The organism is Streptomyces lucensis JCM 4490 (assembly GCF_014650035.1).
Classification (GTDB): Bacteria; Actinomycetota; Actinomycetes; order Streptomycetales; family Streptomycetaceae; genus Streptomyces; species Streptomyces lucensis.
Window position 1 is genome coordinate 253,801 of the sequence record NZ_BMUE01000008.1, and the last position, 24,397, is coordinate 278,197.

General features: G+C 70.8%; 24 protein-coding genes. 18 read left to right on the plus strand and 6 right to left on the minus strand.

What is annotated here, in order from left to right; translation table 11 throughout:
• The first annotated feature begins 195 nt into the window (after positions 1-195).
• Together IE177_RS20240 and IE177_RS20245 are read left to right on the plus strand one after the other, a co-directional pair.
• A complete protein-coding gene (locus IE177_RS20240; protein ID WP_190016871.1) occupies positions 196-927 on the plus strand; it encodes a response regulator transcription factor in 732 nt (243 codons plus the stop codon).
• Complete coding sequence (locus IE177_RS20245) at positions 924-2,369, plus strand: sensor histidine kinase (protein ID WP_190016738.1); 1,446 nt, start codon at positions 924-926, stop codon at positions 2,367-2,369. Before IE177_RS20240 ends, IE177_RS20245 begins: the two co-directional genes overlap by 4 nt.
• A 254-nt stretch (positions 2,370-2,623) precedes the next feature.
• Here IE177_RS20245 and IE177_RS20250 read toward each other — a convergent pair whose 3' ends face one another.
• A complete protein-coding gene (locus IE177_RS20250) occupies positions 2,624-3,082 on the minus strand; it encodes a hypothetical protein (protein ID WP_190016739.1) in 459 nt (152 codons plus the stop codon).
• Positions 3,083-3,913: 831 nt separating this feature from the next.
• Between IE177_RS20250 and IE177_RS20255 the strand changes: the two genes are divergently transcribed.
• Both IE177_RS20255 and IE177_RS20260 read left to right on the plus strand, forming a co-directional pair.
• Positions 3,914-4,222, plus strand: coding sequence for a hypothetical protein (locus IE177_RS20255; RefSeq protein WP_190016740.1), 309 nt, complete (start codon positions 3,914-3,916; stop codon positions 4,220-4,222).
• Between the two features lie 17 nt (positions 4,223-4,239).
• Entirely contained in the window at positions 4,240-5,310 is a 1,071-nt protein-coding gene (locus tag IE177_RS20260) for a M14 family metallopeptidase (RefSeq protein WP_190016741.1), read from the plus strand.
• Between the two features lie 109 nt (positions 5,311-5,419).
• Here the strand turns inward: IE177_RS20260 and IE177_RS20265 are convergent, their stop codons facing one another.
• On the minus strand, positions 5,420-5,689 hold the full coding sequence (locus IE177_RS20265) for a DUF4190 domain-containing protein (protein WP_190016742.1): 270 nt from the start codon (positions 5,687-5,689) through the stop codon (positions 5,420-5,422).
• Positions 5,690-5,865: 176 nt separating this feature from the next.
• Between IE177_RS20265 and IE177_RS20270 the strand changes: the two genes are divergently transcribed.
• Positions 5,866-6,144, plus strand: a complete 279-nt coding sequence (locus IE177_RS20270) for a hypothetical protein (RefSeq protein WP_229816170.1) — start codon at positions 5,866-5,868, stop codon at positions 6,142-6,144.
• A 1,047-nt stretch (positions 6,145-7,191) separates the two neighbouring features.
• Here IE177_RS20270 and IE177_RS20275 read toward each other — a convergent pair.
• Positions 7,192-7,647 (minus strand): VOC family protein, encoded by a 456-nt coding sequence (locus tag IE177_RS20275; protein WP_190016744.1) that lies wholly within the window; start codon positions 7,645-7,647, stop codon positions 7,192-7,194.
• Positions 7,648-7,873: 226 nt separating this feature from the next.
• Between IE177_RS20275 and IE177_RS20280 the strand changes: the two genes are divergently transcribed.
• The 5 genes from IE177_RS20280 (at position 7,874) to IE177_RS20300 (ending at position 12,950) form a co-directional block, all read left to right on the plus strand.
• A complete protein-coding gene (locus IE177_RS20280) occupies positions 7,874-9,301 on the plus strand; it encodes an FG-GAP and VCBS repeat-containing protein (RefSeq protein ID WP_190016745.1) in 1,428 nt (475 codons plus the stop codon).
• Positions 9,302-9,485: 184 nt separating this feature from the next.
• The gene (locus tag IE177_RS20285) at positions 9,486-10,739 is read left to right on the plus strand and encodes a cytochrome P450 family protein (RefSeq protein ID WP_190016746.1); all 1,254 of its coding nucleotides are present in this window, start codon (positions 9,486-9,488) and stop codon (positions 10,737-10,739) included.
• Between the two features lie 338 nt (positions 10,740-11,077).
• On the plus strand, positions 11,078-11,248 hold the full coding sequence (locus tag IE177_RS35800) for a S1 domain-containing protein (RefSeq protein ID WP_373305125.1): 171 nt from the start codon (positions 11,078-11,080) through the stop codon (positions 11,246-11,248).
• Between the two features lie 42 nt (positions 11,249-11,290).
• Positions 11,291-11,851, plus strand: coding sequence for a nitroreductase family protein (locus IE177_RS20295; RefSeq protein ID WP_190016747.1), 561 nt, complete (start codon positions 11,291-11,293; stop codon positions 11,849-11,851).
• 265 nt (positions 11,852-12,116) lie between these two features.
• Complete coding sequence (locus IE177_RS20300) at positions 12,117-12,950, plus strand: PIG-L family deacetylase (RefSeq protein WP_190016748.1); 834 nt, start codon at positions 12,117-12,119, stop codon at positions 12,948-12,950.
• A gap of 162 nt (positions 12,951-13,112) precedes the next feature.
• On the opposite strand, the gene IE177_RS20305 is transcribed toward IE177_RS20300, so the two are convergent.
• The gene (locus tag IE177_RS20305) at positions 13,113-13,979 is read right to left on the minus strand and encodes an alpha/beta fold hydrolase (RefSeq protein ID WP_190016749.1); all 867 of its coding nucleotides are present in this window, start codon (positions 13,977-13,979) and stop codon (positions 13,113-13,115) included.
• Between the two features lie 267 nt (positions 13,980-14,246).
• On the opposite strand from IE177_RS20305, the gene IE177_RS35090 reads away from it, so the two are divergent.
• From IE177_RS35090 to IE177_RS20335, 6 genes are all read left to right on the plus strand, one after another.
• Positions 14,247-14,630: a hypothetical protein gene (locus IE177_RS35090; RefSeq protein ID WP_229816172.1), complete on the plus strand. Its 384-nt coding sequence runs from the start codon at positions 14,247-14,249 to the stop codon at positions 14,628-14,630.
• A 222-nt stretch (positions 14,631-14,852) separates the two neighbouring features.
• Positions 14,853-15,227: a roadblock/LC7 domain-containing protein gene (locus IE177_RS20315; protein WP_190016750.1), complete on the plus strand. Its 375-nt coding sequence runs from the start codon at positions 14,853-14,855 to the stop codon at positions 15,225-15,227.
• Between the two features lie 196 nt (positions 15,228-15,423).
• Entirely contained in the window at positions 15,424-15,816 is a 393-nt protein-coding gene (locus tag IE177_RS20320; RefSeq protein WP_190016751.1) for an ArsR/SmtB family transcription factor, read from the plus strand.
• Between the two features lie 143 nt (positions 15,817-15,959).
• Positions 15,960-16,367 (plus strand): YciI family protein, encoded by a 408-nt coding sequence (locus IE177_RS20325; protein ID WP_190016752.1) that lies wholly within the window; start codon positions 15,960-15,962, stop codon positions 16,365-16,367.
• Positions 16,368-16,375: 8 nt separating this feature from the next.
• A complete protein-coding gene (locus IE177_RS20330) occupies positions 16,376-17,521 on the plus strand; it encodes an RNA polymerase sigma factor (RefSeq protein ID WP_190016873.1) in 1,146 nt (381 codons plus the stop codon).
• 199 nt (positions 17,522-17,720) lie between these two features.
• A complete protein-coding gene (locus tag IE177_RS20335; protein ID WP_190016753.1) occupies positions 17,721-19,670 on the plus strand; it encodes a class I adenylate-forming enzyme family protein in 1,950 nt (649 codons plus the stop codon).
• On the opposite strand, the gene IE177_RS35600 is transcribed toward IE177_RS20335, so the two are convergent.
• Together IE177_RS35600 and IE177_RS20350 are read right to left on the minus strand one after the other, a co-directional pair.
• A complete protein-coding gene (locus IE177_RS35600; protein ID WP_308431580.1) occupies positions 19,597-21,393 on the minus strand; it encodes a GNAT family N-acetyltransferase in 1,797 nt (598 codons plus the stop codon). The two genes, IE177_RS20335 and IE177_RS35600, sit on opposite strands and share 74 nt — an antisense overlap.
• 98 nt (positions 21,394-21,491) lie before the next feature.
• On the minus strand, positions 21,492-21,866 hold the full coding sequence (locus tag IE177_RS20350; protein ID WP_190016755.1) for a hypothetical protein: 375 nt from the start codon (positions 21,864-21,866) through the stop codon (positions 21,492-21,494).
• 101 nt (positions 21,867-21,967) lie between these two features.
• Here IE177_RS20350 and sigJ point away from each other — a divergent pair, with 101 nt between their 5' ends.
• Complete coding sequence (gene sigJ, locus IE177_RS20355; RefSeq protein WP_190016756.1) at positions 21,968-22,897, plus strand: RNA polymerase sigma factor SigJ; 930 nt, start codon at positions 21,968-21,970, stop codon at positions 22,895-22,897.
• 193 nt (positions 22,898-23,090) lie between these two features.
• Positions 23,091-24,335: an SUKH-4 family immunity protein gene (locus IE177_RS20360; protein WP_190016757.1), complete on the plus strand. Its 1,245-nt coding sequence runs from the start codon at positions 23,091-23,093 to the stop codon at positions 24,333-24,335.
• The last annotated feature ends 62 nt before the right edge of the window (positions 24,336-24,397 follow it).

Here is a 24,397-nt window from a genome sequence, read left to right on the forward strand (position 1 = left end):
CCGTACGCGACGACTGACTCTCCGGTCGGTGTCCTCCTTCGTCCCGCCACCGCCGCCCGGCCGACACCGTCCTCACGCCCACGTCGGCCGGACGGCACCCGCACGTCCACCGTCGTCCCCCACGCTTCCCCCGGTCCCAGGCGGCTTCCCGTGAACCCTCCGACTCCCCTGGCACAGCTGTGCGAGCCTTACGCCATGCGGCTGCTGCTCATCGAAGACGACGACCGAATCGCCGGCCCCCTCACCGAAGGGCTGGGACGCTACGGGTTCACCGTGGACCACGTCCGCACCGGCGCCGCCGGTCTCGCCGACACCACGGCACCGGACCTGGTCCTACTCGATCTCGGCCTGCCCGACATGGACGGTCTGGACGTCTGCCGCAGCCTGCGCGCCCGCTCCGCCGTACCCATCATCATGATCACCGCGCGGGGCGAGGAAGCCGACCGCATCGTCGGCCTCGAACTCGGCGCCGACGACTACCTCGCAAAACCCTTCGGCGTGCGCGAGCTGATCGCCCGCATCCGCGCCGTCACCCGCCGCGCCGGAGCTCCCGCATACTCACCGACCGGGCCCGCCCCAGCGTCCCCAGCACGGCAACCCGCTTCCGGCGCCCAGACGTTGGGCCCGCTGGCCCTCAACCGCCGCACCCGCGAAGTACACCTCGACGGCCGCCACGTCGCCCTGACCCCCAGGGAGTTCGACCTGCTCGCGTACCTCGCGGAGGACCCCGGCACGGTGTACTCCCGCCAGCAGATCATGGACACGGTGTGGGACCCGCACTTCTTCGGCCCCACCAAGACCCTCGACGCCCACGTGGCCGCCCTGCGCCGCAAGCTGAGCGACCCGGGATGGATCACCACCGCCCGTGGCGTCGGCTTCCGCTTCACCGTCCCCGGCGACCACATCGCCGCCGAGGAGGCTGGATGACCCGCCGCCTGCTGCTCAGCTACCTCGCCCTGGCGCTGCTGGTGCTGGTCGGCCTGGAGATCCCTCTCGGCTACATCTACGCCCGCGGCGAGACCTCCCGCGCCTCCCAGGGCGTGGAACGCGATGCCTCCATGCTCGCCGAGGTCACCGAGGAGAACATCGAAAAGGGCCGGCTCGATGCGCTGCCGGACGTGGTCGGCGACTACGCCACCCGCACCGGCGGCCACGTCGTCGTCACCGACAAACAAGGCATCGTCCTGGCCGACTCCGACCCCGCAGCCCCCACCGGCATCAGTCTCGCCGGGCAGCCGGACATCGCCCGCGCCCTCAACAACCAGCCCACCGTCGTCACCGCCACCGATGACGCCGGCCGCGACGTGCTGTCGGCGACCATGCCCGGCTCCTCCGGCACCACGGTCCGCGGCGCCCTGCGCCTGACCTACCCTCTGGACCAGGTCAGCACCCGGGTGCACCACATCTGGGGCGCCCTGGCGCTGGCCGGTGCAGGCATCCTCGCCGTGGTCGCCCTCGTCGCCTTCAGCCTGGCCCGCTGGATCACCCGCCCCCTGCGCACCCTGGAAGCCGCCACCGTGCAGCTCGCCGAAGGACGGCTGACCGACCCACCCGACGCCACCGAGGGGCCGCCCGAACTGCGGCGCCTGGCCGCGTCGTTCACGCACACCGCGACCCGGCTGCAGCACCTGCTCAAGGCCCAGCAGGCATTCGCCTCGGAAGCCTCCCACCAGCTCAAAACCCCTCTGACCGGCCTGCGGCTGAGGCTGGAGAACTTCGAACCCCACCTCGACCCATGCGCCCACCCCAGCCTGGAGGAGGCCGTCGGCGAAGTCGAACGCCTCGGCCGTATGGTGCAGGGCCTGCTCGCCCTGGCCCGCCTGGAGAACACGGCAACCACCCCCGAACCCGTCGACCTCGACGCCGTCCTCGCCGAACGGGTGGCGATGTGGGAGCCGCTGGCAGCCGAGCAGTACGTCGCCCTCGACATCACCGGCCCGCCCGCCGCCCAGGTGTGGGCCATCCCCGGCGCCCTGGAACAGGTCATCGACAACCTCCTCGCCAATGCCCTGCGCGTCTCCCCGCCCAGCACCACCATCACCCTGCACCGCGCCCCCGGCCCCGAAGTCCACGTCATCGACCAGGGCCCGGGCATGAGCGACGCCGACCGCGAACGCGCCTTCGACCGGTTCTGGCGCTCGTCCGACTCCCACCACGACGGGACCGGCCTCGGCCTGCCGATCGTCCGCCATCTCGTCGACGCCTCCGGCGGCAGGATCACCCTGAACCCCGCCCCCGGCACCGGCCTCGACGCCCGCATCCAGCTGCGCCCGGTCACAGCGCGTCCGCGCGGGCCGCGCCCGGTCGGAGAGGACTTCGGCTCCCGCCGCCCCCTCAACCACCGAACGCCGGCAGCCCGGCGTGGGTGAGTTCGTGCACGGGGCGGTCAGCTCAGGCACTCTCTCGCCCACGCCCTGGAACCCCGGTCGTCGAGCCCTTCAGCACCCTGTGCCGCGGGCACGACGGGTTCCCAGACGGTCAGCTGGCCATCGAGGCTGTCCTGGGTGCCGAATCGCAGCCCGGGATCGACTCGAAGTGCCACCGTGACCGTGTGCGGCGGGATGTCTCTCGTGCCGTTGCCGCACACCTCACGCCCGGGTACGCGGGCGCTCCTGTCGAGCTGTCACGGTTCACCCGGTGCCACGGAGGTGCCCGGAGTGACGAGGATCGTGGTGGAGGCGGAGGTCTGCTTTCCAACGGTGAAGCTCAGGCTGGTGGCGCCGAGGGTAGCGTCGCGGCAGGCGCTCACCGTGACCCAGATCGCCTGCTCCAGGCCGGGCGGGCTGTCCAGGTCGACGTCGGAGAAGGTAAGCGCCATGCCGTCGGCGGAGAGTTGCCCCGGGTAGGCTTCGCCGCCGGGCACCTGCAGACGGTGGACCGGCTGGGTCGCGGTCCCCCACTGCAGGCCCTGGTCTGCCGGCAGGCGCACCTCGATGTTCTGCGGGCCGATGGGCTTCGTCGCGTCGGTGGGCAATACCCGCACCCCGGGATATCCGACGTCTCCGCCCGTGACCAGCTGCACGTCCGGTGGGCCGCCCGGTACTACCTCGAACGCTGAGGTCACCTCCAGCATGAACACCACCCATCCGCTCCTGAGTCCGGCTTGATGAACCCGTAGCCCTTCTCGTGGTTGCACCAGTCCCCCACACCGGTCTCACACTCAGCCATATCGCCTCCGCTCCGTAGTCAGTCGATTACAGAGCTGATCGTCGCATACAGGTAGCCTGGTCCGATCGGATGCTCCGTCGGGTGAGTCGCAACGGACGGCTGCCCGGGAGCGGGCAAACCGCCGCAGCTCGAAGCGCGCCGCCCGCGCCGAAGAACGGTCACCCGTTAGAGGTGCCACACAGCCGTACGGTCAGGAGCAGCCGGCCGCGGCATAGGACGGTGACGTTGCCGGGGCGGGGTGCGGCGACCCGCCGGCCTCGCCTCGCCGTTTGCGGTTGGCGGCGGTCCGCGGATCGGCGGACGCCCGGCGGTAGGGGCAGTCGGGCCAGAACTGCTCGGCGGCTGTGCGCCGATACGCTTCCTCGTGGCGCAGCGCAAGGAACCTGCCGCGCCGAGCGCGCGCTTGCATGCACGCCTACCTGAACAAGAACCCGTGGGCCTCCGGCCCCGCCATGGCGACGGTAACGAGTGAGTTCGACGAAAAGGCTGGGCATAACTGAATGGCGCGGCAAGCTCATTACCCTGCAGCTTGTTAACTGGTCATGCATTTCACTGCACGAGTTCTCGAAACCGGTTGCCCAAGGCCCCCCTTGACGCCTTCCACCGCAGCGGCGCACCCTGAGAATACGACGTAGATATAGGGCCCAGACGCCATCCATCGCGGAAACCGCGTGCTCCTCCCACGTAGCACTCGCGCCGTCGGCGTAGCCCAGGCGGGGTCCCGGCGGCGCCGTAAGAGGCCGTCATGTCCAGTACTTCTCAGCCCGTCCTGCGCGTGCGCATCACCGCGCGGGACACCGAAACCCTGCGCGCCCTCCTGCGTGAGGCCCGCCCTGACATCGGCGGTGGCCCTCACCGTGCCGATGACGGGACCTGCAGCATCGAGGCCTACGTCACCGGCGAGCAGGCGGAAGCCCTCGAACGCGAGGGCGTGTCGGTCACCACGATCGAGAACGCCACGGCCGCCGGGCTGGCCCGGCAGGCCGAAGTCGGCGAGGGCGACCGCTTCGCCCCCGCCGACGCGGTCCCCCACGGGCTCGCCGTCAAGGCCTAGGACGCCGGGGAAACGCCATGTACCTGAACATCACCGAGGTCGAGTCCGGCGTGACCAGCCTGGCCACCGCCTTCCCGGCCACGAGCGAACTCATCGACCTGCCCGAGCCTTCGGTCGAGGGGCGTGCCGCGCACGCCCTGCGAATCGGTGCAGCTCCCGCCGGGACCAACGACTGCGCCGTCCTGATCGGCGGCGTCCACGCCCGTGAGTGGGGCAGCTGCGAGGTCCTGATCAACTTCGCGGCCGACCTGCTCGAGGCCCACGACACCGGAACCGGCCTCGTCTACGGCGGCACGAGCTTCACCCGTGCCCAGGTGCGCAAGATCCTGGACGAGCTGGAGATCGTCGTCTTCCCGCTGGTCAACCCGGACGGCCGGCTGTACAGCCAGACCGTCGAGGACTTGTGGCGCAAGAACCGCAACCCGGCGCAGTCGGGCGGCGATCCGAAGCGCATCGGCGTGGACATCAACCGTAACTACGACTTCCTGTTCGACTTCAGAACCGCCTTCCATCCCGACGCGGATGTCCGTGTCTCGGACGACCCCGGCGATCTCGTCTACCAGGGCCCCAGCCCGTTCTCGGAACCCGAGACCCGCAACGTGCGCTGGCTGCTGGAGACGTATCCACGCGCGCGCTGGCTCGTCGACGTGCACAGCTACTCCGAGGACATGCTGACCGTCTGGGGCGACGACGAGAACCAGTCCGCCCATCCGAACCAGAACTTCCTCAACCCGGACTTCGACCACCAGCGCGGCCTGCCCGGTGACGCTTACGGGGAGTACCTGCCGAAGTTCGACGCCGACGACTCCATCGTTCTCGCCGAACGGTTCTGCACGGCGGTGCAGGGCGTACGAGGCCGGCCGTACACCCCGATGTCCGCCTTCCATCTGTACCCGACCTGCGGAACCAGCGACGACTACGCCTACTCCCGCCACCGCGTCGACGAGACGAAGGGGAAGATCCTCGGCTTCACCATCGAGTGGGGCGACCGGTTCGGCGGCTTCCACCCGCCCTGGCAGGAGATGAGCGACATCATCCTGGACGTGGACGCCGGACTCGTCCAGTTCTGCCTCACCGCTCTCGCATGACGGCGGCCGGGGCGCTCGCTCTCGCGGGCCCCCGGCCACGGCTGCCGTAGTTCGGTTGTCGAACTGCCGCCGCCCCTCAGCGGTCGGCGGGCAGGACGCCGTGCGCGGATCAGCCGATGTGCCAGGTGAAGCTGCCGCCGTTGTTGGCGGCGACGGCGAGCATCACGATCATGAGAACGATGTCGACCACTCCGAGGCCGATGTCCCACTTCGCCATCACGGAGCCGGTCTGACGCAGCGCCACGGCCCCGAAGATGACGGCCAGCGGCCCCAAGACGATCGGCAGGATGAAGAGGCCGACGATGCCGCAGACCAGTCCCGCGATCGCCAGTCCGCTCGTCCGGCTCGTCTTGTGCGTGTCTGTGCTGTAGGACGACATCGCTATCTCCCAGACTGTCTCGATTGGCTCTTTCTATCTCCTTCGGTTCCCTACTGGTTGCCCGTCACGGCCCGGTCATACCTGAAGGACACACGGACAAGTCCTCGTGCCGGTAACGAACTTGCCGCGCCTCTGCCCAGCCGCTCCGGGTACCGGCCGAGGAGGGTGACCCGTCGGTGCTCTCGTCGGTGCCCGCGCCGGGGAACCCGCAAGTGTCTCAGCCATCGGCTTCGCCTCTGCCGCTCGGTGAGCCGCTGCTGGTGGGAGAGGCGCTGGTGCTGCCGGAAGGACTGGCAGAGGGCCTCGTGGAAGGAGTTGCCGTCCGCGACGGCGAACTCGGACGGCGGCTGGCGGACGGACGAGGGGTCGGCTTGCGCTTCGCCGGTGGCGCTGCGCTGGTTCTGGCGACGGAAGGCCGGGAGGCCGGTGACTGGCTGCGAGGCACCGTCGGCTGAGCGCGCCGGTTGCCGTCACCGTCGGGGACCCGGACCCTGTTTCGCGCTGGGTGCGTGGTCGCTCGCTTTGATGGGGCAGGTGCGTCGGTGACGCTGACCTTGGGCTCCTCTGGGGACGAGTCAGGGACCGAAGCCGCTCGTGGAGCTGACGAGTGGACGAGCACCGATGCGGTGGCGAGGCCTCCGATGATGGTGAAAGCGGCTGCGGCCAGGGACCCGACGGCGTACTTCTTCAGCCGTGACGGACGGTCGTACCGCTCTCCGGACAGGTTCTCCGCAGCAGTCGGTGCCCCGGGAAGGGTTTCGAAGGGGCTTGGGCCCCCGCTGAAGCGGACCTCCGGTACCACCGCGTCGACGGCCGGAACACCGTCTCTCCGCTCGCCCGGCTGTGCCATGCCGGAGTCGTACGCCCCGCACTCGGGGCAGGTTATGGCGCCGTTGAGCGTGCGGTTGCACGGCGTGCAGAAGTCCATGGAACGGCCGTTCTCAATCCTTGAGTCGAGGGGCGGGGCTCAGCGTGTGCGACTCTCACCCACCGGTCTGCGGTGGGTCACCGGTTACCGAGGTCAACGGAGTGGATCGAACGAGCGCTCAATCGTCGGCCGTCATGTGGGGTATGTAACCCGGCACTCGGTGAACGCGGTCCGAAGACTGAGGGCAGCCCCTGGGGGCACCAAGCGGTCCCGGGCAGGCGCCGGCGGCCCCTCGTCGTGCACGGATCGGGCGTAATCCCCCGGTCGGACAAGGGGCCGCAGCCGCCACGGAAGTCCCGGCTCCTCACCGACCGAACGGGTCGACGGGTGCGAAGGGCGTCGCGGTCATGACGGTGTTCCTTCGAGGCGTTTCTCCGCGGGGGCGGCGGGTCGGGGGTCGGCGCGGCGACGGGGCAGCCCGCCGACCGCCACGCCTGCCGCGAGCACGAAGAGCGCGGCGGCGAAGGCGAGGCCCACCCGCGGGGCTTCTCCGTCACCGCCCGCGCGGGAGCCGCCATGACCGTGCCCGCGACGCCCACGCACGCCTCGTCGCAGCAGCACGGCCGCACGGCTCCTAGACAACGTCGAACTCGTTGCCTTCCGGGTCCTGCAGCAGGACCGCGTACTGCCCCGAGTCCGGTTCGTCCGTGATCCGGAGCACGCTTGCGCCGGCCTTGGTCAGTCTCTCCACGGTGGCGGTGACCCGCCGCGCGCGGACCGCCAACGGGACGTCCCGCCCGCCGCCGACCTTCAGGTCGAGGTGGATCCGGTTCTTGGTCGCCTTCGGTTCCGGAACCTGCTGGAACCACACCCGGGGCCCTTGCCCCGTGGGATCGATGATCGACTCCGGGACGTCGCCCGCACCTGCGGGCAATTCCTCCTCCGGCACCCCCATGGCTGCCCAGTACTCCCGCCACGTGGCATGGCCGCCCGGCGGGGGTTCGGGTATGTAACCCAGGGCCTCGCTCCAGAACGCCACCAGCCTCTGCGGGTCGGCGCAGTCGATCGTCAGTTGCAGTGTCATCTCCACGACCAGAGCCTGACAGACACGTCTGACATTCACGCCGGGCTGGTGGGAGCGGGCGGGGCCGGAAGGCCTGACGGGGTCGTGGTCGGTGCGGGGGGGCAACCTTGTGGGTGCTTCGGGAGTCATTCCCGCGAAACCCCCGAGTCCCGTTGCGTTCCCGTAGGTTCTTCTGGAGTCCGCCATGCCCGTGCGCCGCCGTTCCGCTGCCCTCGTGGGGTGTGCTCTGTTGTTGGGGACAGCGGGGTTGTTCGGGGTGGCGGGGAGCGGCGCGCACCACGCTTCCGTCAGCCGGCAGATCGCCCGTCCCGCCGCCGGAAAGCCCGCCGAGCGTCCGGATCCGGGCGACTTCAACGGCGACGGCTACGACGACTTCGTGGATGTCGTGGTGTCGAAGTCGGCGGACGGCAGGAGGTATGCGGCGAGTCTCGTCGTGGTGTACGGGTCGCGGGCGGGCCTGGATACGGCCACGGCCCGGCGGACGCCGGCGGGCAGCGGGCGGTACGCGACGTTCCTGTCGGCGCCGCTGCGTGCCGACCTGGACGGCGACGGTTTCACGGATCTGGTCGGCAGCCGTGGCGTGAACGGGTCCGGGTCCGAGTCGTTCGCGCTGTTCGGCGGCGCGCACGGACTGGGCGCCGCCCGCCGGCTCGGGCTGCCTGCCGGGTTTCGTCCGATGGCTGCCGCCGACTTCGACGGCGATGGCTCCGTGGACCTGCTCGACACCGGCCACGGCGGCTCGGACGACCCGCACACCACTGGGCAGGGCGGGGACGGCCTGCTCCTGCACGGACCCTTCGACCGGGCGGGGACATCGGCCGGGCGGGCCGTGCTCGATCTCCGCCGGCAAGGCGTCACGCCAGACTCGGCGACCACCGGTGACTTCGACGGCGACGGCAGGGCAGAGGTGGTGTTCATGTACTCCTACGACGTCGAGGAGGAAGAGACCGTGCCCGCCGGTCTGCACTCGGCCGGTGTCTACGAGGGCGGTGATCAGGGACTGGTGCGGGACACCCGTCAGGAGGCCGCCATCGAGCACCTGGCGTCGACCGACGACGGCCCGCGCACCCCGGCCTCAGGCGACGCGGACGGTGACGGCCTTGACGACCTGCTGGTGCCCACCCGGCTGGCGGTGGCTCCGGCGGACATGCCGGGCGCGGGTGGCGCTTTGACGATCCTGTACGGGGCGAAGTCCGGCCTGGGCACAGGCCGCGCGCGAACCGTGATCGGTGGTACGCGCGGCACCGACCGGCGCCGCGTCGACTTCGGTTCGTCGCCTGCCGTCGGTGATGTGGACGGGGACGGGAGACCGGACGTGGTGGTGAACACCCCGGACTTCCGGCGGCACGACGGCAAGGTGACGCTGCTGCGCGGCGGCGCGGACGGGGCCCAGTCCCTCGACCGGGAGCAGGTGACCGACGCGGAGAGCGACGGTCTGCCCGGAACTCCCAATCCGTACTACTGGAATGCCTTCGGCTACCGTCCTCCGCTGCTCGACGTGGACGGCGACCGCCATGCGGACGCGGTTGTCTTCGGACCGCTGTACGAGAAGCGCAAGGGCGCGTACCTGGTGCTTCGGGGCGCGGACGACGGGTTCGACCCCGCCAAGGCCCGCTTGTTCACACCGGACGACATCGGCGTACCTTTGCGGCTGACGTAGCGGCTTCCTCTCCGCCGTTGCCGAGGCTCCCGACCGGCGGCGGCTGTTGAGGCGGTCGGATGCCCGGTTCGTCCGGCGTTCCGGCTTCCGCTCGGCGGCCGTTCCCCGGCGGGACAGACTTGTCAACCGGTCGTGGACACCTCATTGTTGGCCGGTGTTCGTCCATACGGTCAGGAGTCCCGGCTTGTCCTCCCACACCTCCGCTCCCGCGCGCGCCCACGTAGTCGACCCTGCCGGCGGCTGCCCGCACGCCCTGAACGCCGATCTGCGGGCCCAGGGGCCTGTCGCGGACATCGTCCTGCCCGGCGGCGTGCCCGCAGCGGTCGTCCTGGGCCACGACGCGCTCAAGGAGTTCCTCTCCCACCCCGACGTTGCCAAGGACGCCCGCCACTGCCCGCCCATGAAAGACGGCACGATCCCCGCGGACTGGCCGCTACGGGTCTTCGCCGACGCCCAAGGCATGCACACCGCCGACGGTGCCGACCACCGCCGGCTGCGCTCCCTCGTCGGCAGCGCCTTCACCGCCCGCCAGGTGGAGCGGCTGCGGCCCCGCATCGAGGAGCTGACCGCCGACCTCCTCGACGGCCTCGGCCGGGCCGCCGCGGAAGATCCGGACGGCATCGCGGACCTGCGCACCCACTTCGCGCTCCCGCTCCCGATGAGTGTCATCTGCGAGCTCCTCGGTGTGGACCCCGAGCACCGCGGCCGACTGCACGACCTCACCTACACGGTGATCATCGCCACCGACACCACACCGGCGCAGGTGATGGCCGCCGTGCGCGAGCTCGTCGAGCTGCTCGGCACGATCGCGGCGGCCCGGAGAGAGGCCCCCGGCGACGACCTGACCAGCGCCCTGATAGCCGCCCGCGAGGACGGGGGCGACCGGCTCAGCGAGGCCGAACTCATCGGAACGATGCGCCTGATGCTGGTCGCCGGACACGAGACCACCCTCAACCTGATCAGCAACGCCGTACGGGCACTGTGCACCCATCGCGACCAGCTGGCGATGGTCCTGGAAGGCAAGGCCGCCTGGTCGGACGTGGTGGACGAGACGCTGCGCTGGGACGGCCCGGTCAGCTGGTTCCCCTTCCGCTACCCCACCCGCGACCTGGCCGTCGGCGGCACCGTGATCCCGCAGGGCACCCCGGTGCTCGCCGGCTACACCGCCGCCGGGCGGGACGGGGCCTTCCACGGCCCGGACGCCGACCGCTTCGACGTCACCCGGCCCGGCGCGGCCCGGCACCTCTCCTTCGGCCACGGTGTGCACTACTGCGTGGGCGCCCCACTCGCCCGCCTCGAGGCCACGATCGCCCTGGAACAGCTCTTCACCCGCTACCCGGACCTCGACCTTGCCGTCCCCGAGGCCGAACTGCCCCATCAGCGCAGCTTCATCGGCAACAGCGTCGAGGCGCTCCCGGTCCGCCCCCTTCGGCACTGAACGCGTCCCCAGCCCCCAACCGGCCCACGGCGAGCCGGGACCGTCCTGTGCTCAGCCGGCCCGGCCTGGGACCGGAAACAGCCGAACAAGCGCAGAGAAAGGCAGCGACGGCACGTGCCGTGATCAGCACATGAGCGAGTACTCCTGGCCGTCCGAAGACGTCAGGCGTCGAACAGCCGGGGCTGCCGCGGTCTGGCGCGAGACGGTTCGCTGCCTGCCTGCCGGTATCTCGATCGCCGGTGAAGTCGTCGGTAAGCAGCCCCTCGGCGTCTTCCTCTCCTTGGACGACGGAGCGTGTCGGGGAGGTTGTCACCGGACGTGTCACGAAGATCGCCCCGATGGGGTTCTTCGTGCGCATCGCCCACTGCGTCGAAGGGCTCATCCCGTTCACCGGGGCGGTCGCGAGTCCAAGTGCCCACACGGGCCAGGCGATATCGGTGCGGATAGTCGCCGTCGACCTCGAACGCGCCCGTGTTCTCCTGGCGTGGGAAGGCACCTCCCAGTACTGACGAATCGGAATACGCCCGTGAGCCGACCGGTTCTACGCGGACATGCGACACGTTCCACTGCCGCGCGGCGGCATCCACCCTCTGCTCGCGCAACGGTTCAGCCCCTACCGGTTCGACCCGTCGGTCACCATCGACGACCCCACGCTGAACCTGCTGCTGGAGGCCGCGCGGTGGGCACCGTCCGCCGGTAATTCCCAGCCGTGGAGCTTCTTCACCTCTCGTCCCCAAGAACCGGATCACGAACGGTTGGTACGTCACCTCGCACCCGGCTCGGCCCGGTGGGCGACGGACGCCGGCCTGCTCGTGGTCACGCTGACGCGCCGGCACGTGGATGAGACACAGCTGCCCTACTCCGACTTCGCGGACTACGACCTGGGCCAGGCCATCGCTCACATGACCGTTCAGGCCCAGGCGATGGGACTGTCGGCACACCAGTTCCGCGCCTTCGACCTGGAAGGCCTCACCAAAGAACTCAGCCCGCACGCGGGATGGGCGATCGTCTCCATGGTCGCGCTGGGAAAGGCGGCCGAAGAGCCGCCCGTGCGTCGCGAGCGGCGCAGCGTCGCCGATCTGCTGTCGGCCCCCTGGACGGCGCCGGAGTAGTGCCGTTGTGCCATGCCGCACCAGGAAGGTTCACGAGTGGACTCGCATGGCGGGTGTTTCCGTCCTCCGGCGGGAACAGCCGAACCGGTCGACACTGTTGCAACAGCTGAGGGTACGGCGGCGCGCGGGCGGGGAAGCAGAGACGCCCCCAACGCGATCCGGAGCCCCTCGGGTCAGCGGTGCGCCCGGTCATCCGATATCAGGGCGGCCCGTAGACGCCTGCCGTGGACTCGGACCGAGACGTTGCGCACAGGAGGACTGCTTCATGAATGACCGGCCCTTGACGCTGATGGCGGTGCACGCCCACCCCGACGATGAGGCCACCGGCACGGGGGGTGTCCTCGCGCGGTACGCGGCGGAGGGCATCCGCACGGTTCTGGTGACGTGTACCGACGGTGGCTGCGGTGACGGCCCGGGAGGTGTCAAGCCGGGTGATCCGGGGCACGATCCGGCAGCCGTCTCCGCGATGCGGCGTCGCGAACTGGAGGCCAGCTGCGGCATCCTGAAGGTCGGTCACCTGGAAATGCTGGACTACGCCGACTCCGGCATGATGGGCTGGCCGACCAACGACGCCCCCGGGTCCTTCTGGCGGACACCCGTGGAGGAGGGCGCTGCCCGGCTCGCGGAGCTGATGCGCCGCTACCAGCCGGATGTGGTCGTCACCTACGACGAGAACGGCTTCTACGGCCACCCAGACCACATCCAGGCGAACCGCATCACCATGAGGGCGCTGACGATGACCGAGGCGACGCCGAAGGTGTACTGGACGACGGCGCCCCGCTCGATGATGCAGCGGTTCGGGGAGGCCATGCGCGAGTTCGGTGCCGACTGGCAGGAGCCGGATCCCGCCGAGACCGCGGCGATGGCCGAGATCGGACTGCCCGACGAGGAGATCACCACCTGGGTGGACACCACGGCGTTCGGCCATCAGAAGTTCGATGCTCTGGCCGCGCACGCCAGCCAGGGCGAGAACATCTTCTTCCTCAAGATGGGTCAGGCCAGGTTCACCGAACTGATGGGCGTCGAGACCTTCGTACGCGTCCGGGACACCACCGGCGCAGCCGTACCCGAGAACGATCTCTTCGCCGGACTGCGCTGATCCGCATGCCTTCCTGGAGGCTCCGGCATCGCGCCGTCCTGGCCATTCCGTGTTACCCGGATCTGATTCCCGTCGGCGCGTGGCGTGTCTTCCATGGCCGGCGGATCCGGGGTGATGCCGGACGCCCCGTCCGCCTTGCCGATGGCAGAGGTGGTTCGTTGCTCAGGCCGGCCCGGCGAAGAAGCCTGCCAGGGAGGATGCGAGCGCTTCCGGAGCCTCTTCGGCCACGTGGTGCCCGGAGTCGATGCCGTGGCCCCGTACGTCCGTTGCCCACTGCCGCCAGATCTTCACCGGGTCTCCGTACAGGTCCTCGAGGTCGTCCCGCAGCGACCAGAGGATCAGCGCCGGGCACTGGATCCGTACCCCGGCGGCGCGGTCGTCCTCTTCGTGCCGCCGGTCGACGGTGAGGCCGGCCCGGTAGTCCTCCAGCATCGCCCGCACCACGTCGGGGTTTCTCGTGGCCGCGCGCCACTCGTCGTAGTTCTCCCGTCCCATGCTCTGCGGATCGCCGCGGTACCAGCTGTCCGGGTCGGCGTTGATGACACGCTCGGGCACGGCCGGCTGTGCGAAGAAGAACCAGTGCCACCACTGCGTGGCGAACTCCGCCGTGATGCGGGACAGGTGCTCGGTGAGAGGCAGGCAGTCAAGCAGCGCCACCCGCGAGAGGGCGCCGGGATGATCGAGCGCGAGACGCAGTGCGACACTGCCTCCGCGGTCGTGCCCGGCTAGCGCGAACCGGGCATGGCCGAGGGAGCGCATCACCTCGACCACGTCACCTGCGACGGCCCGCTTCGAGTAGCCCGCATGGTCCGCGGTAGGTGCCGGGCCGGTGGAGCGGCCGTACCCCCGGAGATCGGGACAGACCACGGTGAAGCCGCACCGAACGAGGAGCGGGGCGACGCGATGCCAGGTCGCGGAAGTCCGGGGATGGCCGTGCAGCAGCACCACGGGCGGCCCTTCCCCGCCGTAGCGAACGAAAACCGATGCTCCCTCGACCTGAACCCGCCTGGCCTCGAAATCCTCGAACAAAGCTCGAACCTCCCGTCCTCGTCGACACGGAATCCGTCTGCGAGGACCACCGGGACGCAGGTTGAGCGAGCTGGTCCTTGCTTGCCGGTGCCTCACTGACACAGCCTTCCTCTTGCCCGCGCTGCTGCCGTGGACACCACTGCCGCCCGGACGGTGAACAGCCGGGCGTACGTGCCGTTCTTGCCGCATGGGCGGTCGAACCTGCCGACGGCTGCCCCTCACCTCGCTGATAAGCTCCGCGGGTTCACATGACTCAGGGGGAAGTCCGTGCTCACGTCGGTTGCCACGGAGTGGCCGTGGCTGTTGGCCATCGCAGCCCTCGTGATCCACTGCTCCGCCATGGCGAAGTGGATACCCATCCAGAGGTTCTGGACGGTGTACCCCTTCATCTGGGTGGTGTGCGGCACCGGAGCGGTGGCGTACGGCACCTGGCGCGGATTCGCCGTGGAAGACATGCTCGTCGTGTGCTCGTTCGCGCTCGTCGGACTGACGATCGGCCTCTACCCGACCCGCAAGATGTTCACGGAGTGGGCGCACGAGATCAACCAGGGAGTGGAGCGCGAGCGATATGACTATCCTCGCGCACACCTCGCGTTCTGTGGCGCATCCGTGCTCGTCATGTCGGCTGCGGCGGTCCTGCTGACCCGCTGACGGGCCGTAATGGTGAGTGACCGGTGAACCGGCCGCTTCCGACTGCCACCCAATCCGAAGATTGCGATCAACGGATTACCACACGAGTGTGCCTGTCGATCATCTTGGGTCATTCACGATCAGACCTCTCCCACGACGGGCCGGCGCGCCTACGGTGCGATCACGGGCAGGCCCGGACAACGGAGCGCCGGCCGAAGCCGACAGCGATAGGGGAGGGCGCCGATGGCGACTGTGGAAGTGGCATTGAAGGAAATGGTGACCGGGATCGAGGGTGCGCTGGGGGCGGCTGTCGTCGACTACACCAGCGGCATGGCTCTCGGCACCCTGGGCGGGAGCAAGGACCTGGACCTGACCGTCGCCGCAGCCGGGAACACGGACGTGATCCGCGCCAAGGTGCGCGCCATGGAGCTGCTGGGGCTCACCAGCCAGATCGAGGACATCCTGATCACACTGTCAGGGCAGTACCACCTCATCCGGCTGGTGACCAGTCGGGACGGTAACGGCCTGTTCCTGTACCTCGTGATCGACAAGGCCCGCTCGAACCTTGCCATGGCACGGCATCAGCTCAAGCGGATCGAAGAGCAACTCGAGGTCTAGCCACCTTCTTCACCACCGGGCGGACGCCTGCTCACGAATTGAAGACTTCTTCAAGCCATCACATGGAGAGGACCGCAATTCATGAACGCAAGTCGCCCGGGAGCGGAAAAATGAAGAGGCAGGACTCATGGCGCGGCTACGCCCCAGGGGGCGACGCCGTGCCATGAGAGGCCCCCAGACAGGCAGGAAGAACGCCATGCAGGTCCCTCTCTACCAAGCCAAAGCAGAGTTCTTCCGTATGCTGGGACACCCCACGCGCATCAGGGTCCTGGAGCTGCTGCAGCACGGCCCGGTCCCCGTGCGGGACCTGCTCGCCGACATAGAGATCGAGCCCTCCAGCCTCTCGCAGCAGCTGGCCGTCCTGCGCCGCGCGGGCATCGTCGTGTCGACACGGGAAGGCTCCACCGTCACCTACGCGCTCGCCGGCGGGGACGTGGCCGAACTCCTGCGTGCGGCTCGCCGCATCCTCACCGAGCTTCTCGCCGGACGGAACCAGCTCCTCGCGGAGCTGCAGCAGACCGACGGCTGTTCGCCACCGGCACCAGCACCAGCAGCCGCCACGCTCTCCACGGAGACCGGTGCCCGCTGAATACCTCCGGACACCGCCAGACGGTCACGCGCATCCATGAAAGTCGAAAAAGGTCGGACGCCGATGTCGAGAACCCGCGTCCGGCTCCGTCCCCGGGGTGAACGCGACCACAATGGGCCGCACGAGAACCGAGGAGAACCACGATGGCCAAGTACCTGCTGCTGAAGCACTACCGCGGCGCCCCGGCTCCGGTCAACGACGTACCGATGGACCAGTGGAGCCCGCAGGAGGTCTCGGCACATGTGCAGTACATGAACGACTTCGCGGCCCGGCTGGAGAAGACCGGCGAGTTCGTCGACGGTCAGGCACTCGCCCCCGAGGGAGCCTGGGTCCGCTACGACGGTGAGGGGCGCCCGCCGGTCACCGACGGACCGTTCGCGGAGACCAAGGACCTCATCGCCGGCTGGATGATCATCGATGTCGACAGCTACGAACGCGCCGTCGAGCTGGCAGGGGAGCTGTCTGCCGCCCCCGGGGCGGGCGGCAGGCCGATCCACGAGTGGCTGGAGGTGCGCCCGTTCCTGGCCGCGCCACCCACCATCACGGAGTGACTCCGACGATGGACGAGGTCCTGCTCAGGAGCCTCACGCCGAGCGTGCTCACCGTCCTCGTCCGCCGCGGAGCCGACTTTGCGGCGGCCGAGGACGCCGTGCAGGAGGCGCTCGTCGAAGCGCTGCGCACCTGGCCGGCCGGCCCGCCGCGGGATGCCAAGGGCTGGCTCGTCACCGTGGCCTGGCGCAAGTTCCTCGACCAGGCGCGCGCCGACGCCGCCCGCCGCCGGCGTGAGGACCGTGTCGAGGAGGAGCCGGCGCCCGGACCGGTGCCCGCGGTGGACGACACACTCCAGCTCTACTTCCTGTGCGCCCATCCGTCACTGACCCCCGGATCGGCGGTCGCGCTCACCCTGCGCGCCGTCGGCGGGCTCACCACACGCCAGATCGCCCAGGCCTACCTGGTCCCCGAGGCGACCATGGCGCAGCGCATCAGCCGGGCCAAGCGCACCGTGGCCGGCGTGCCCTTCGACCGGCCCGGCGACGTCGCCACCGTGCTGCGCGTCCTCTACCTCGTCTTCAACGAGGGCTACTGCGGTGACGTCGATCTCGCCGCCGAGGCCATCCGGCTCACCCGGCAGCTCGCGGCCCGCATCGACCACCCCGAGGTGGCCGGGCTGCTCGCCCTCATGCTGCTCCACCACGCCCGGCGCGCCGCCCGGATCGCACCCGACGGCAGCCTGGTGCCGCTCGCCGAGCAGGACCGCGACCGCTGGGACACCGCGTTGATCGCCGAGGGCGTCGGAATCCTGCGGGCGGCCCTCGCCCACGACCGGCTGGGCGAGTTCCAGGCCCAGGCCGCCATCGCCGCCCTGCACGCCGACGCGCCCACCGCCGAGGAGACCGACTGGCCGCAGATCGTCGAGTGGTACGACGAACTCACGCGCCTGACCGACAGCCCCATCGTCCGTCTCAACCGCGCGGTCGCCGTCGGCCAGGCGCACGGACCCCGCGCAGGCCTGGCAGCCCTCACGGCGCTGGACGCCTCGCTGCCCCGCCACGCCGCGGTGGCGGCCTACCTCCACGAGCGTGACGGCGACCTGGCCACAGCGGCACGGCTGTACGCCGAGGCAGCGCGCAAGGCACCCAACCTCGCCGAACGCGACCACCTCACCCGCCAAGCCGCCCGGCTCAACACCCGCCGGCGCCTTTGACAAGCCGCGCTCGCGTCTCCCGCGGCATCGGGCGCTCCCTGGTGGCCTCCCGCGATCCGCGCGGTCATCCGCACGCGTGTCCCGGCCGGCGCATCGGCCTGCATCCGTCACCGCGGACGACAGGGTGAGGCGATCGCCCACCCGACGGACGGCTTGTCGGCATACTTCTGCCAGCGCGCGTAGCGACAGGGGGGACTCGATGTCGGTGGAGCATGTGCCGCTCGGCGGTCAGCACGTGGACGAGCTGGTGACCAGGTGGGCGGAGACGACGCCGTCGGCCGAGGCGATCGTGTGCGGGGTCGAACGGATCACGTACGGGGAACTGGACCGTCTCGTGGACATGGAGGCCGACCGCCTGCGATCCGTGGGCCTCGAGGACGGCGCACTGGCCGCTGTCGTGCTGGACAACCCCGTCGCCGCGCTGACCGCGATGCTGGGCGTTCTCCGGGCCGGAGGCGCCTACCTGCCGCTCGACCCGGCCACGCCCAGGGAGACATTGCACCGCATACTGACGGACGCCGATCCTTACGTCGTGCTCACCCGCGAGCTGTACCGGGTGGCTGCCTCCGACCGGCCGCACCGGCGGGTGGTGTGCGTCGACGCCGAAGCGGAGCCGGTGGACACGGGCGGGACACAGCCGCACGCACACCACACGGTGGACGCGCCACCCGCCCGTGGCGCCACCGCGTGCGTGCTTCTCACCGCCGGGACGACGGGCTCGCCCGGACTCGTGCCGGTCAGCCACCATGACCTCGTCGTGGCGCGGAACGCCTGGCAGCAGGTGTACGGCTTCGACGCCCGCGACCGTCACGTCCACTCGGCCCCGCCGGAGTCCGCGGAGTTCACGGCGGGCTGGGTGCGGGCCCTCGGCGCCGGCGGCACCCTGCTCCTCCCCCACGGGGACGCACACCACGAGCCCGGCGCCCGGGGCACCGCTCTGCGGCGGCTCATCGCCGACGAGGAGGCGACGGTGCTGGCCTGCGGTGTGCCGACCGCGCGGCTGCTGACTGCGCAGGGGGCGTTGCACAGGACGCGTCTGCGCCTGGTGACCGTCACGGGCGACGTCTGGTACCTCGACGAACAGCGTGCCCTGAAGGACGCATTCGGCGGCGGCGTGCGCGTGGTCAACGCCTACACCGTCACCGAGGCGTTCGGCGCCGGCGCCTACTTCGAGCTGCCGGAGGGGATGCCGCCGCCGGAGCACGAAGGCGAACCGGTCTCGCTGATCGGCGTGCCGCTGCCCGAGACCTACCTCGCCGTCCGCGGGCCCGGTCCCGGCACGCGCGGCCCCATAGTCCTGAACGGCGTCCACACCGGCGACGACGGACGTGTCCGGGACGACGGCCTGCTCGAGTTCCTCGGCCGGCAGGGCACGTACGCCTCCGCGGAGCGCGCGCTGCACGGCCACCCGGACGTACGCGCGGGCCTGGTGACCGAGGTCGAGACGACGCACCCCCGAGACGTCAAGGTCGTGGCCTACGCGGTCCCCGTCGAGGGCCGCGATCTGGACCCGGTGGACGTCCACCGGCACATGTGCCGCACCCTGCCCGGTGACGCGCGGCCGCATGCGGTGGTGCCCGTCCCGTCGCTGCCCCGCACCCGGGCCGACAAGGTGGACCGCGAGAACCTTCCCCTGCCGGTCGGCACGAGCGCGAGCCCCGGCCACAAGGGCGGGGCCATGGGACCCGCGTCGCGGACGCCGAAGGCACCCGCAGGGTGCATGGTGGTCGGCGTCGCGTTCCTCGCCGCGTTCTTCGCTCTGCTGGCCTGGGTGTTCACCGACCTGCTGTGGCCGCACTCGACGGACGTGTCGAACGTGCCCAGCCCCTACGCGACCCGCTTCCGGGTCCTCTACTTCTGCGAGGACGTCTCCTTCGGCGCGGGCATGGCCTTCCTGCTGGTGGGACGGCCGGGCATGGCACGGGCCGGCCACACGCGCTGGTTCACCACGGCGGCGCACCTGTCCGCGGTCTGGCTCATGGCGGCGTGGTGGCCACAGGACAACCTCTACCGGCTCACCGCCAAGACGGACTGGCCGGCACAGAGCGTCCTCGTCTACACGTTCAACGTGTCGCTCATGGCCGCCGCGGCCGTGGTCGCCGCGTTCGCCGCCGTGACGCCCAAGTGGCAGCGGAGGCTTGACCGGTGAACAACTCTCCCAGCACGCCGTTACCGAACCGGACCAGCGCTTCGGCCTCGTCCAGCACCTGACGCGAACGGGCCGCGAGGGCGACCCCGACGTAGGGCGCGGGTTCCAGGCTCGCCGTCGGGATGGTGGTGAGCAGGACGGCACCCAGGGATCCGCACCGGCGGGCCAGGCCGTCGCAGTGCTCGAGCAGGGCCGGAGCGGGCAGTCGTGCGCCCAGCGGGAGACAGTCCAGGGTGCGCACCAGGTGACGGCCTCCCCGCACGCCGTCCAGGCGGCTCTGGAGAACGAAGGCGGCGGCGGGGCCGGTGAGCCGCAGATTGATCTCGGTGGGCGCCGGGCGCCCGGACGTGTCGGTGACGAAGTCCACGTCGTACCAGCCCCGATAGCCGTCCGCCGACAGGGCCTCCCCCACGGCCGTCCCGAAGGCGGTCGCGGTCGCGGTCAGTTCCGCGGGCAGGACACCCGGGCCGACGGTGACCCCGCGATAGGCCGTTCCCGTGACCTCCATCAGTCCCGTGCCGACGACGTGGACGGTCCCGTCCTCGGCGATCACCCCGTCGAACGTCGGGTTCCGGTACAGGTCGGCACCCGGCACGTACTCCTCCACCAGCAGGCCCTCGCCGAAGAGCCGCCGCGCGGCAGCCCGCGTGCCGCCGGCCGACAGCACGTCCCCGGGCGTGAGGACGGAGGTGCCCGAACCACCCACGCCGTACTCGCCCTTGATCACGCTCGTCAGCCCGGCCGACACCCTGGCCTCCAGCACCCGGGCCAGCTCACGCCATGAACGGACCGGTTCCTGCGCGGGCACCCGGATACCGGGGTGAGCGGCGGCGAGTTGCCGGAAGAGCCGGTGGGAGGCGGCCTTCGACTCGTGGCCGAGCCGGAGGGGCGGCCCGGAGGTGAGCCGGTCGGAAGCCTCGGTGCGTCCCCAGGGGAGCACTGGCAGGCCGGAGTTCCGGATGCGCCGTGTCAGCTCCGGCCGGGCCAGAAGGGCCTGGGTCAGCGCGCCGCCGGGGGCGTCGACGCAGTGCACCTCCACCTCGTCCCACTCCAACCGTCGGGCCAGACCGCGCATCCAGGCCGCTTCGACGGACAGCGGAAGGACCACCAGCGCGGGGTGCGGGCCCGCGAAGGCCGAGAGGCAGGCGTAGTGCGGGGCGCCGTCCGTGGGCGCGGCGCCGGGGAACTGGGCGTGGAACTCCGCGACGTTCCCGAGGTGGACGGACCGCCCGCCACCCGTCCAGGCCCCCACCCACGAGGGGTCCGCTCCGGCCGGCCACGCCTCCATCCTGACCAGGTGCCCGGAGGACGGCGAGGCGGCGACGCGTCGCGCGCCCATCGCGGCGTAGAAGGACGCGGCGTGCGCGTCGGCGGTGATGGTCAGCATGTCGCAGCCGATCCGGCCGGCCTCCGTGAGTACGTGCCGGTAGAGCAGCCGGCCCACTCCGCGGCCGATCGACGGCGGATCGACGAAGAGCATGCCGAGTTCCGCGCGGGGCGGTTCCCCGTCCAAAGTGGCCACCCCGAGAACGCGGCCGCCCGCCTCGGCCACCCTCACCCTGCGGTCGGCCATGTCCTGTGGCGCCAGCCGGAGTTCTTCCGCACAGGCCGCCAGGTACGCGTCGTCGTACCCCCAATGGGCCTTGGAACGCAGCACGAGAGCGCTCAGCGCGGCGGCCTCCTCCGGCCGTCCCGCCCGGATCCGAACCCCGTTGGTGGTCACGGAGGCATTCTTCCGCATCCTGCCGCACGGCACCGGGGCCGGCAGTCCGATGGCGGCGGCGGGCGGTTCCGCGGAGCCCGGCAGGCTCGCACCGGGTCTCAGCGCCGGGCGAGCGCCAGCAGACTCAGACCGAACATCAGGACACCCAGGGGGAGATGGACCGACGGAACGTGCGCTATGCCGAGCACGACCTGGACCGAGGCGAGTACGAGGAAACCCGACGCGTGCCAGATGGGCCGGGGCGAGCCGCCGCCCGGCTTCCACGCCAGTACCGCTGCGAGCACGTACAGCATCGACGCCCCGTACATCACACGGGCCCCGACACCGTGCAGCGTCTCTCCGTAGGACGAGGTCAGCAGCAGGCCGGCGGAGACCGCCTGGAGGAATATGGTCAGGGTCTGCAGGCCGATCGCGATGCGAAGGAGCGAGGCGCTTCGCCGTGTGTTCCCCGTCGTCGTCACCTGAGTGGCCATGTCACGGTCCCCATTCCCGCCCTCGGGCAGTAGATCGATAAGGTCTCACAAGCCCGACGACGCGGGCCTGCGAAAGGTAAGGCGAGGGGGCGGCCGGAAGCATGAGGACTGTCGGGACCAGCGCGGGCGGGGTAGCGGGCGAGCGCAGCCAACTGATCAACATCGCTTACCGGTTGCTCGGTTCGGTGTCCGAGGCCGAGGACGCCGTACAGGATGCCTACGCACGCTGGTACGGGCTGTCACCGAGCCGGCAGGAGGAGATCCTGTCCCCCGGCGCCTGGCTGACGACCGTGACCAGCCGCATCTGCCTGGACCTTCTCGGCTCGGCACGAGTCCGCCGTGAACGTTACGTCGGGGCCTGGCTTCCCGAGCCGCTGCCTGACCGCACCGAGTGGAACCACTCCGGCGCCGCCGGCCGGGCCGGCGCCGCGGACCCGGCCGACCAGATCGTCCTGGACGAGTCGGTCACCATGGCGTTCCTCGTCGTCCTGGAGTCGATGACGCCCGCCGAGCGGGTGGCGTTCGTCCTGCACGACGTCTTCCGGTACCCGTTCGCCGAGATCGCCGGCGTTCTGGGCCGGACCCCTGCGGCCAGCAAGCAACTGGCGGCCTCCGCCCGGCGCCGGCTGAGCGACGCGGGCGCTCCGGTGAGGGCGGACGGCCAGGCCGACGGTCGGACCGACGTGGTGAGACACGTCAAAGAGGCATGGGAGACGAAGGACATCGCGGCTCTCGTCCGTCTCCTCAACCCGGCCGCCGTCATGACCGCCGACGGCGGCGGCATGGTCGGCACCGTCCTGCGCCCGGTCGAGGGTGGCGCGCGCATCGCCCAGTACATGGTCGCCATCGCCGACAAGGCTCCAGGACTCGAACTTCTGGAGCGTTCGGTCAACGGTGTGCCCGGCCTGGTGGCCCAGCGTGCCGGCGTCGTCGTGACCGTGGCGTCGTTCGACGTCTCCGACGGGTGCGTCAACCGGATCTGGGCGGTCCGCAATCCGGAGAAACTACGTCCGTGGACGCGGCAGGGCTGATCCTGTGTCCGCATGGGTTCACCGGGCCGACCGCGACTCGCCGCGCACAGACCGCCGCCCGGGGCCGGCCCCCGCCCCGGCTGGTCCCACCACGCCGGTGACCGGACTGAGCCGACGCGACGTTCGCAGCTTCCGGTCGTCCCTGCTCGTCCCTGCGGGCGGTGCTGTCAGTGGCCACTGACAGCATGCGCGCATGACCCGCGACGATCTCGACACGCTGTTCCCCTCCCCAGCGGCCCTGCTCGCGGCCGATCCCGTGGCCCTTCGGAACCTGCCCGCCGCAGGCGGTGGAGCGGGCCGCGAGGCCTGGGCCCTGGCCGTCACCATTCTCGACGGAGCCGAGGTGCCGCGGGCGGAGTTCGCCGCGTGGCTGCATTTCGGCGCCAAGGTCCTGGGCCACCACGCCTACGCCGACCTGGTCGCCGAAGCCGAGCCGGGCATGCCGTGGCGGACCGCTTGGGCCTGGTGGCGGCCGGTCGGCGCCTACCGGGCCGAGCCGAACTTGAGCGGCGACGCCGACGCCGAGGTCCATGAGGCGCCGGACGGCCGCCTCCTGGTGAGGCTGTGGTCGCAGTTGACCGGGGAACGCTGGCTCGATCCGGCCACCGGCGAACGGGTCCCGGCCCCCGCCGAAGGCGAGTTCGCCGAGCGGCCCTACGACGCCCCGGTCGAGGAGCCCTTCCTCTTCGGCCCGGACGACGACCAGGGCCTCCACCAGCCCGACACCTGGGAGGAGCCCACTCCCCTGGGAGGCGGCCGCGTCATGTTCTTCGAGCCGCGCGGCGTCGTGGTCCTGCAGCGCAACCGCGGTGCTGCCGACGCGCCGACGGACTGCGAAGCCGTCTCCTGGGGCACGGGCGAGCCGTGGTTCACGGGGCCGACGGCAGCCGAAGCGCCCCTGGACACCACCCGCCTGGAAGAGGCGTTCGGCGCGGACGGGATGGTGCTGCTGACCGAGGACCAACTGCCCGCCACGCTGACGCACGCGCCCACACGTGAGCTGGCCGTGACAGCGGGACTGCCGACGTGGTTCGCCGCGGGAGTGGCCACGTTCACGCTGGCCTGGGGCGATGGCAAGGCACAGGGGCTGGGGCCCGACGAGAACGGACTGCTGCCCCTCGGCACCTTCGAACTGGCGTACGCCGACACCGGCCGGGTGTGCGTCCACCCCGAGACGGGCGCGGTGTCCATGGTCCGCAACGGCCAGGGGCCGTTCCCCTTCGCCCGGGACACCGAGACCTTCGTGCGGCTGCTGGAGGCCGTGTACCGGTTCATGGGCGCCTGCTGGAACCCGCACCAGCGTGAAAACGGCAAGCAGGACTTCCTGAGCGAGGCCGCCGCCCTGGAGCCGCTTTCGGTGAGCCGCGGAACACCCGCGGAGGACGTCTGGGGGCACCTGTTCGCAGCCATCGTCGAACTCAGTCCATGGGGCTTCTGACGCCGGACGTCCGGGTTCCGGAAGCGTCAGACCGGGCAAGGGCGCGTCGCCGAGGTCTTCAG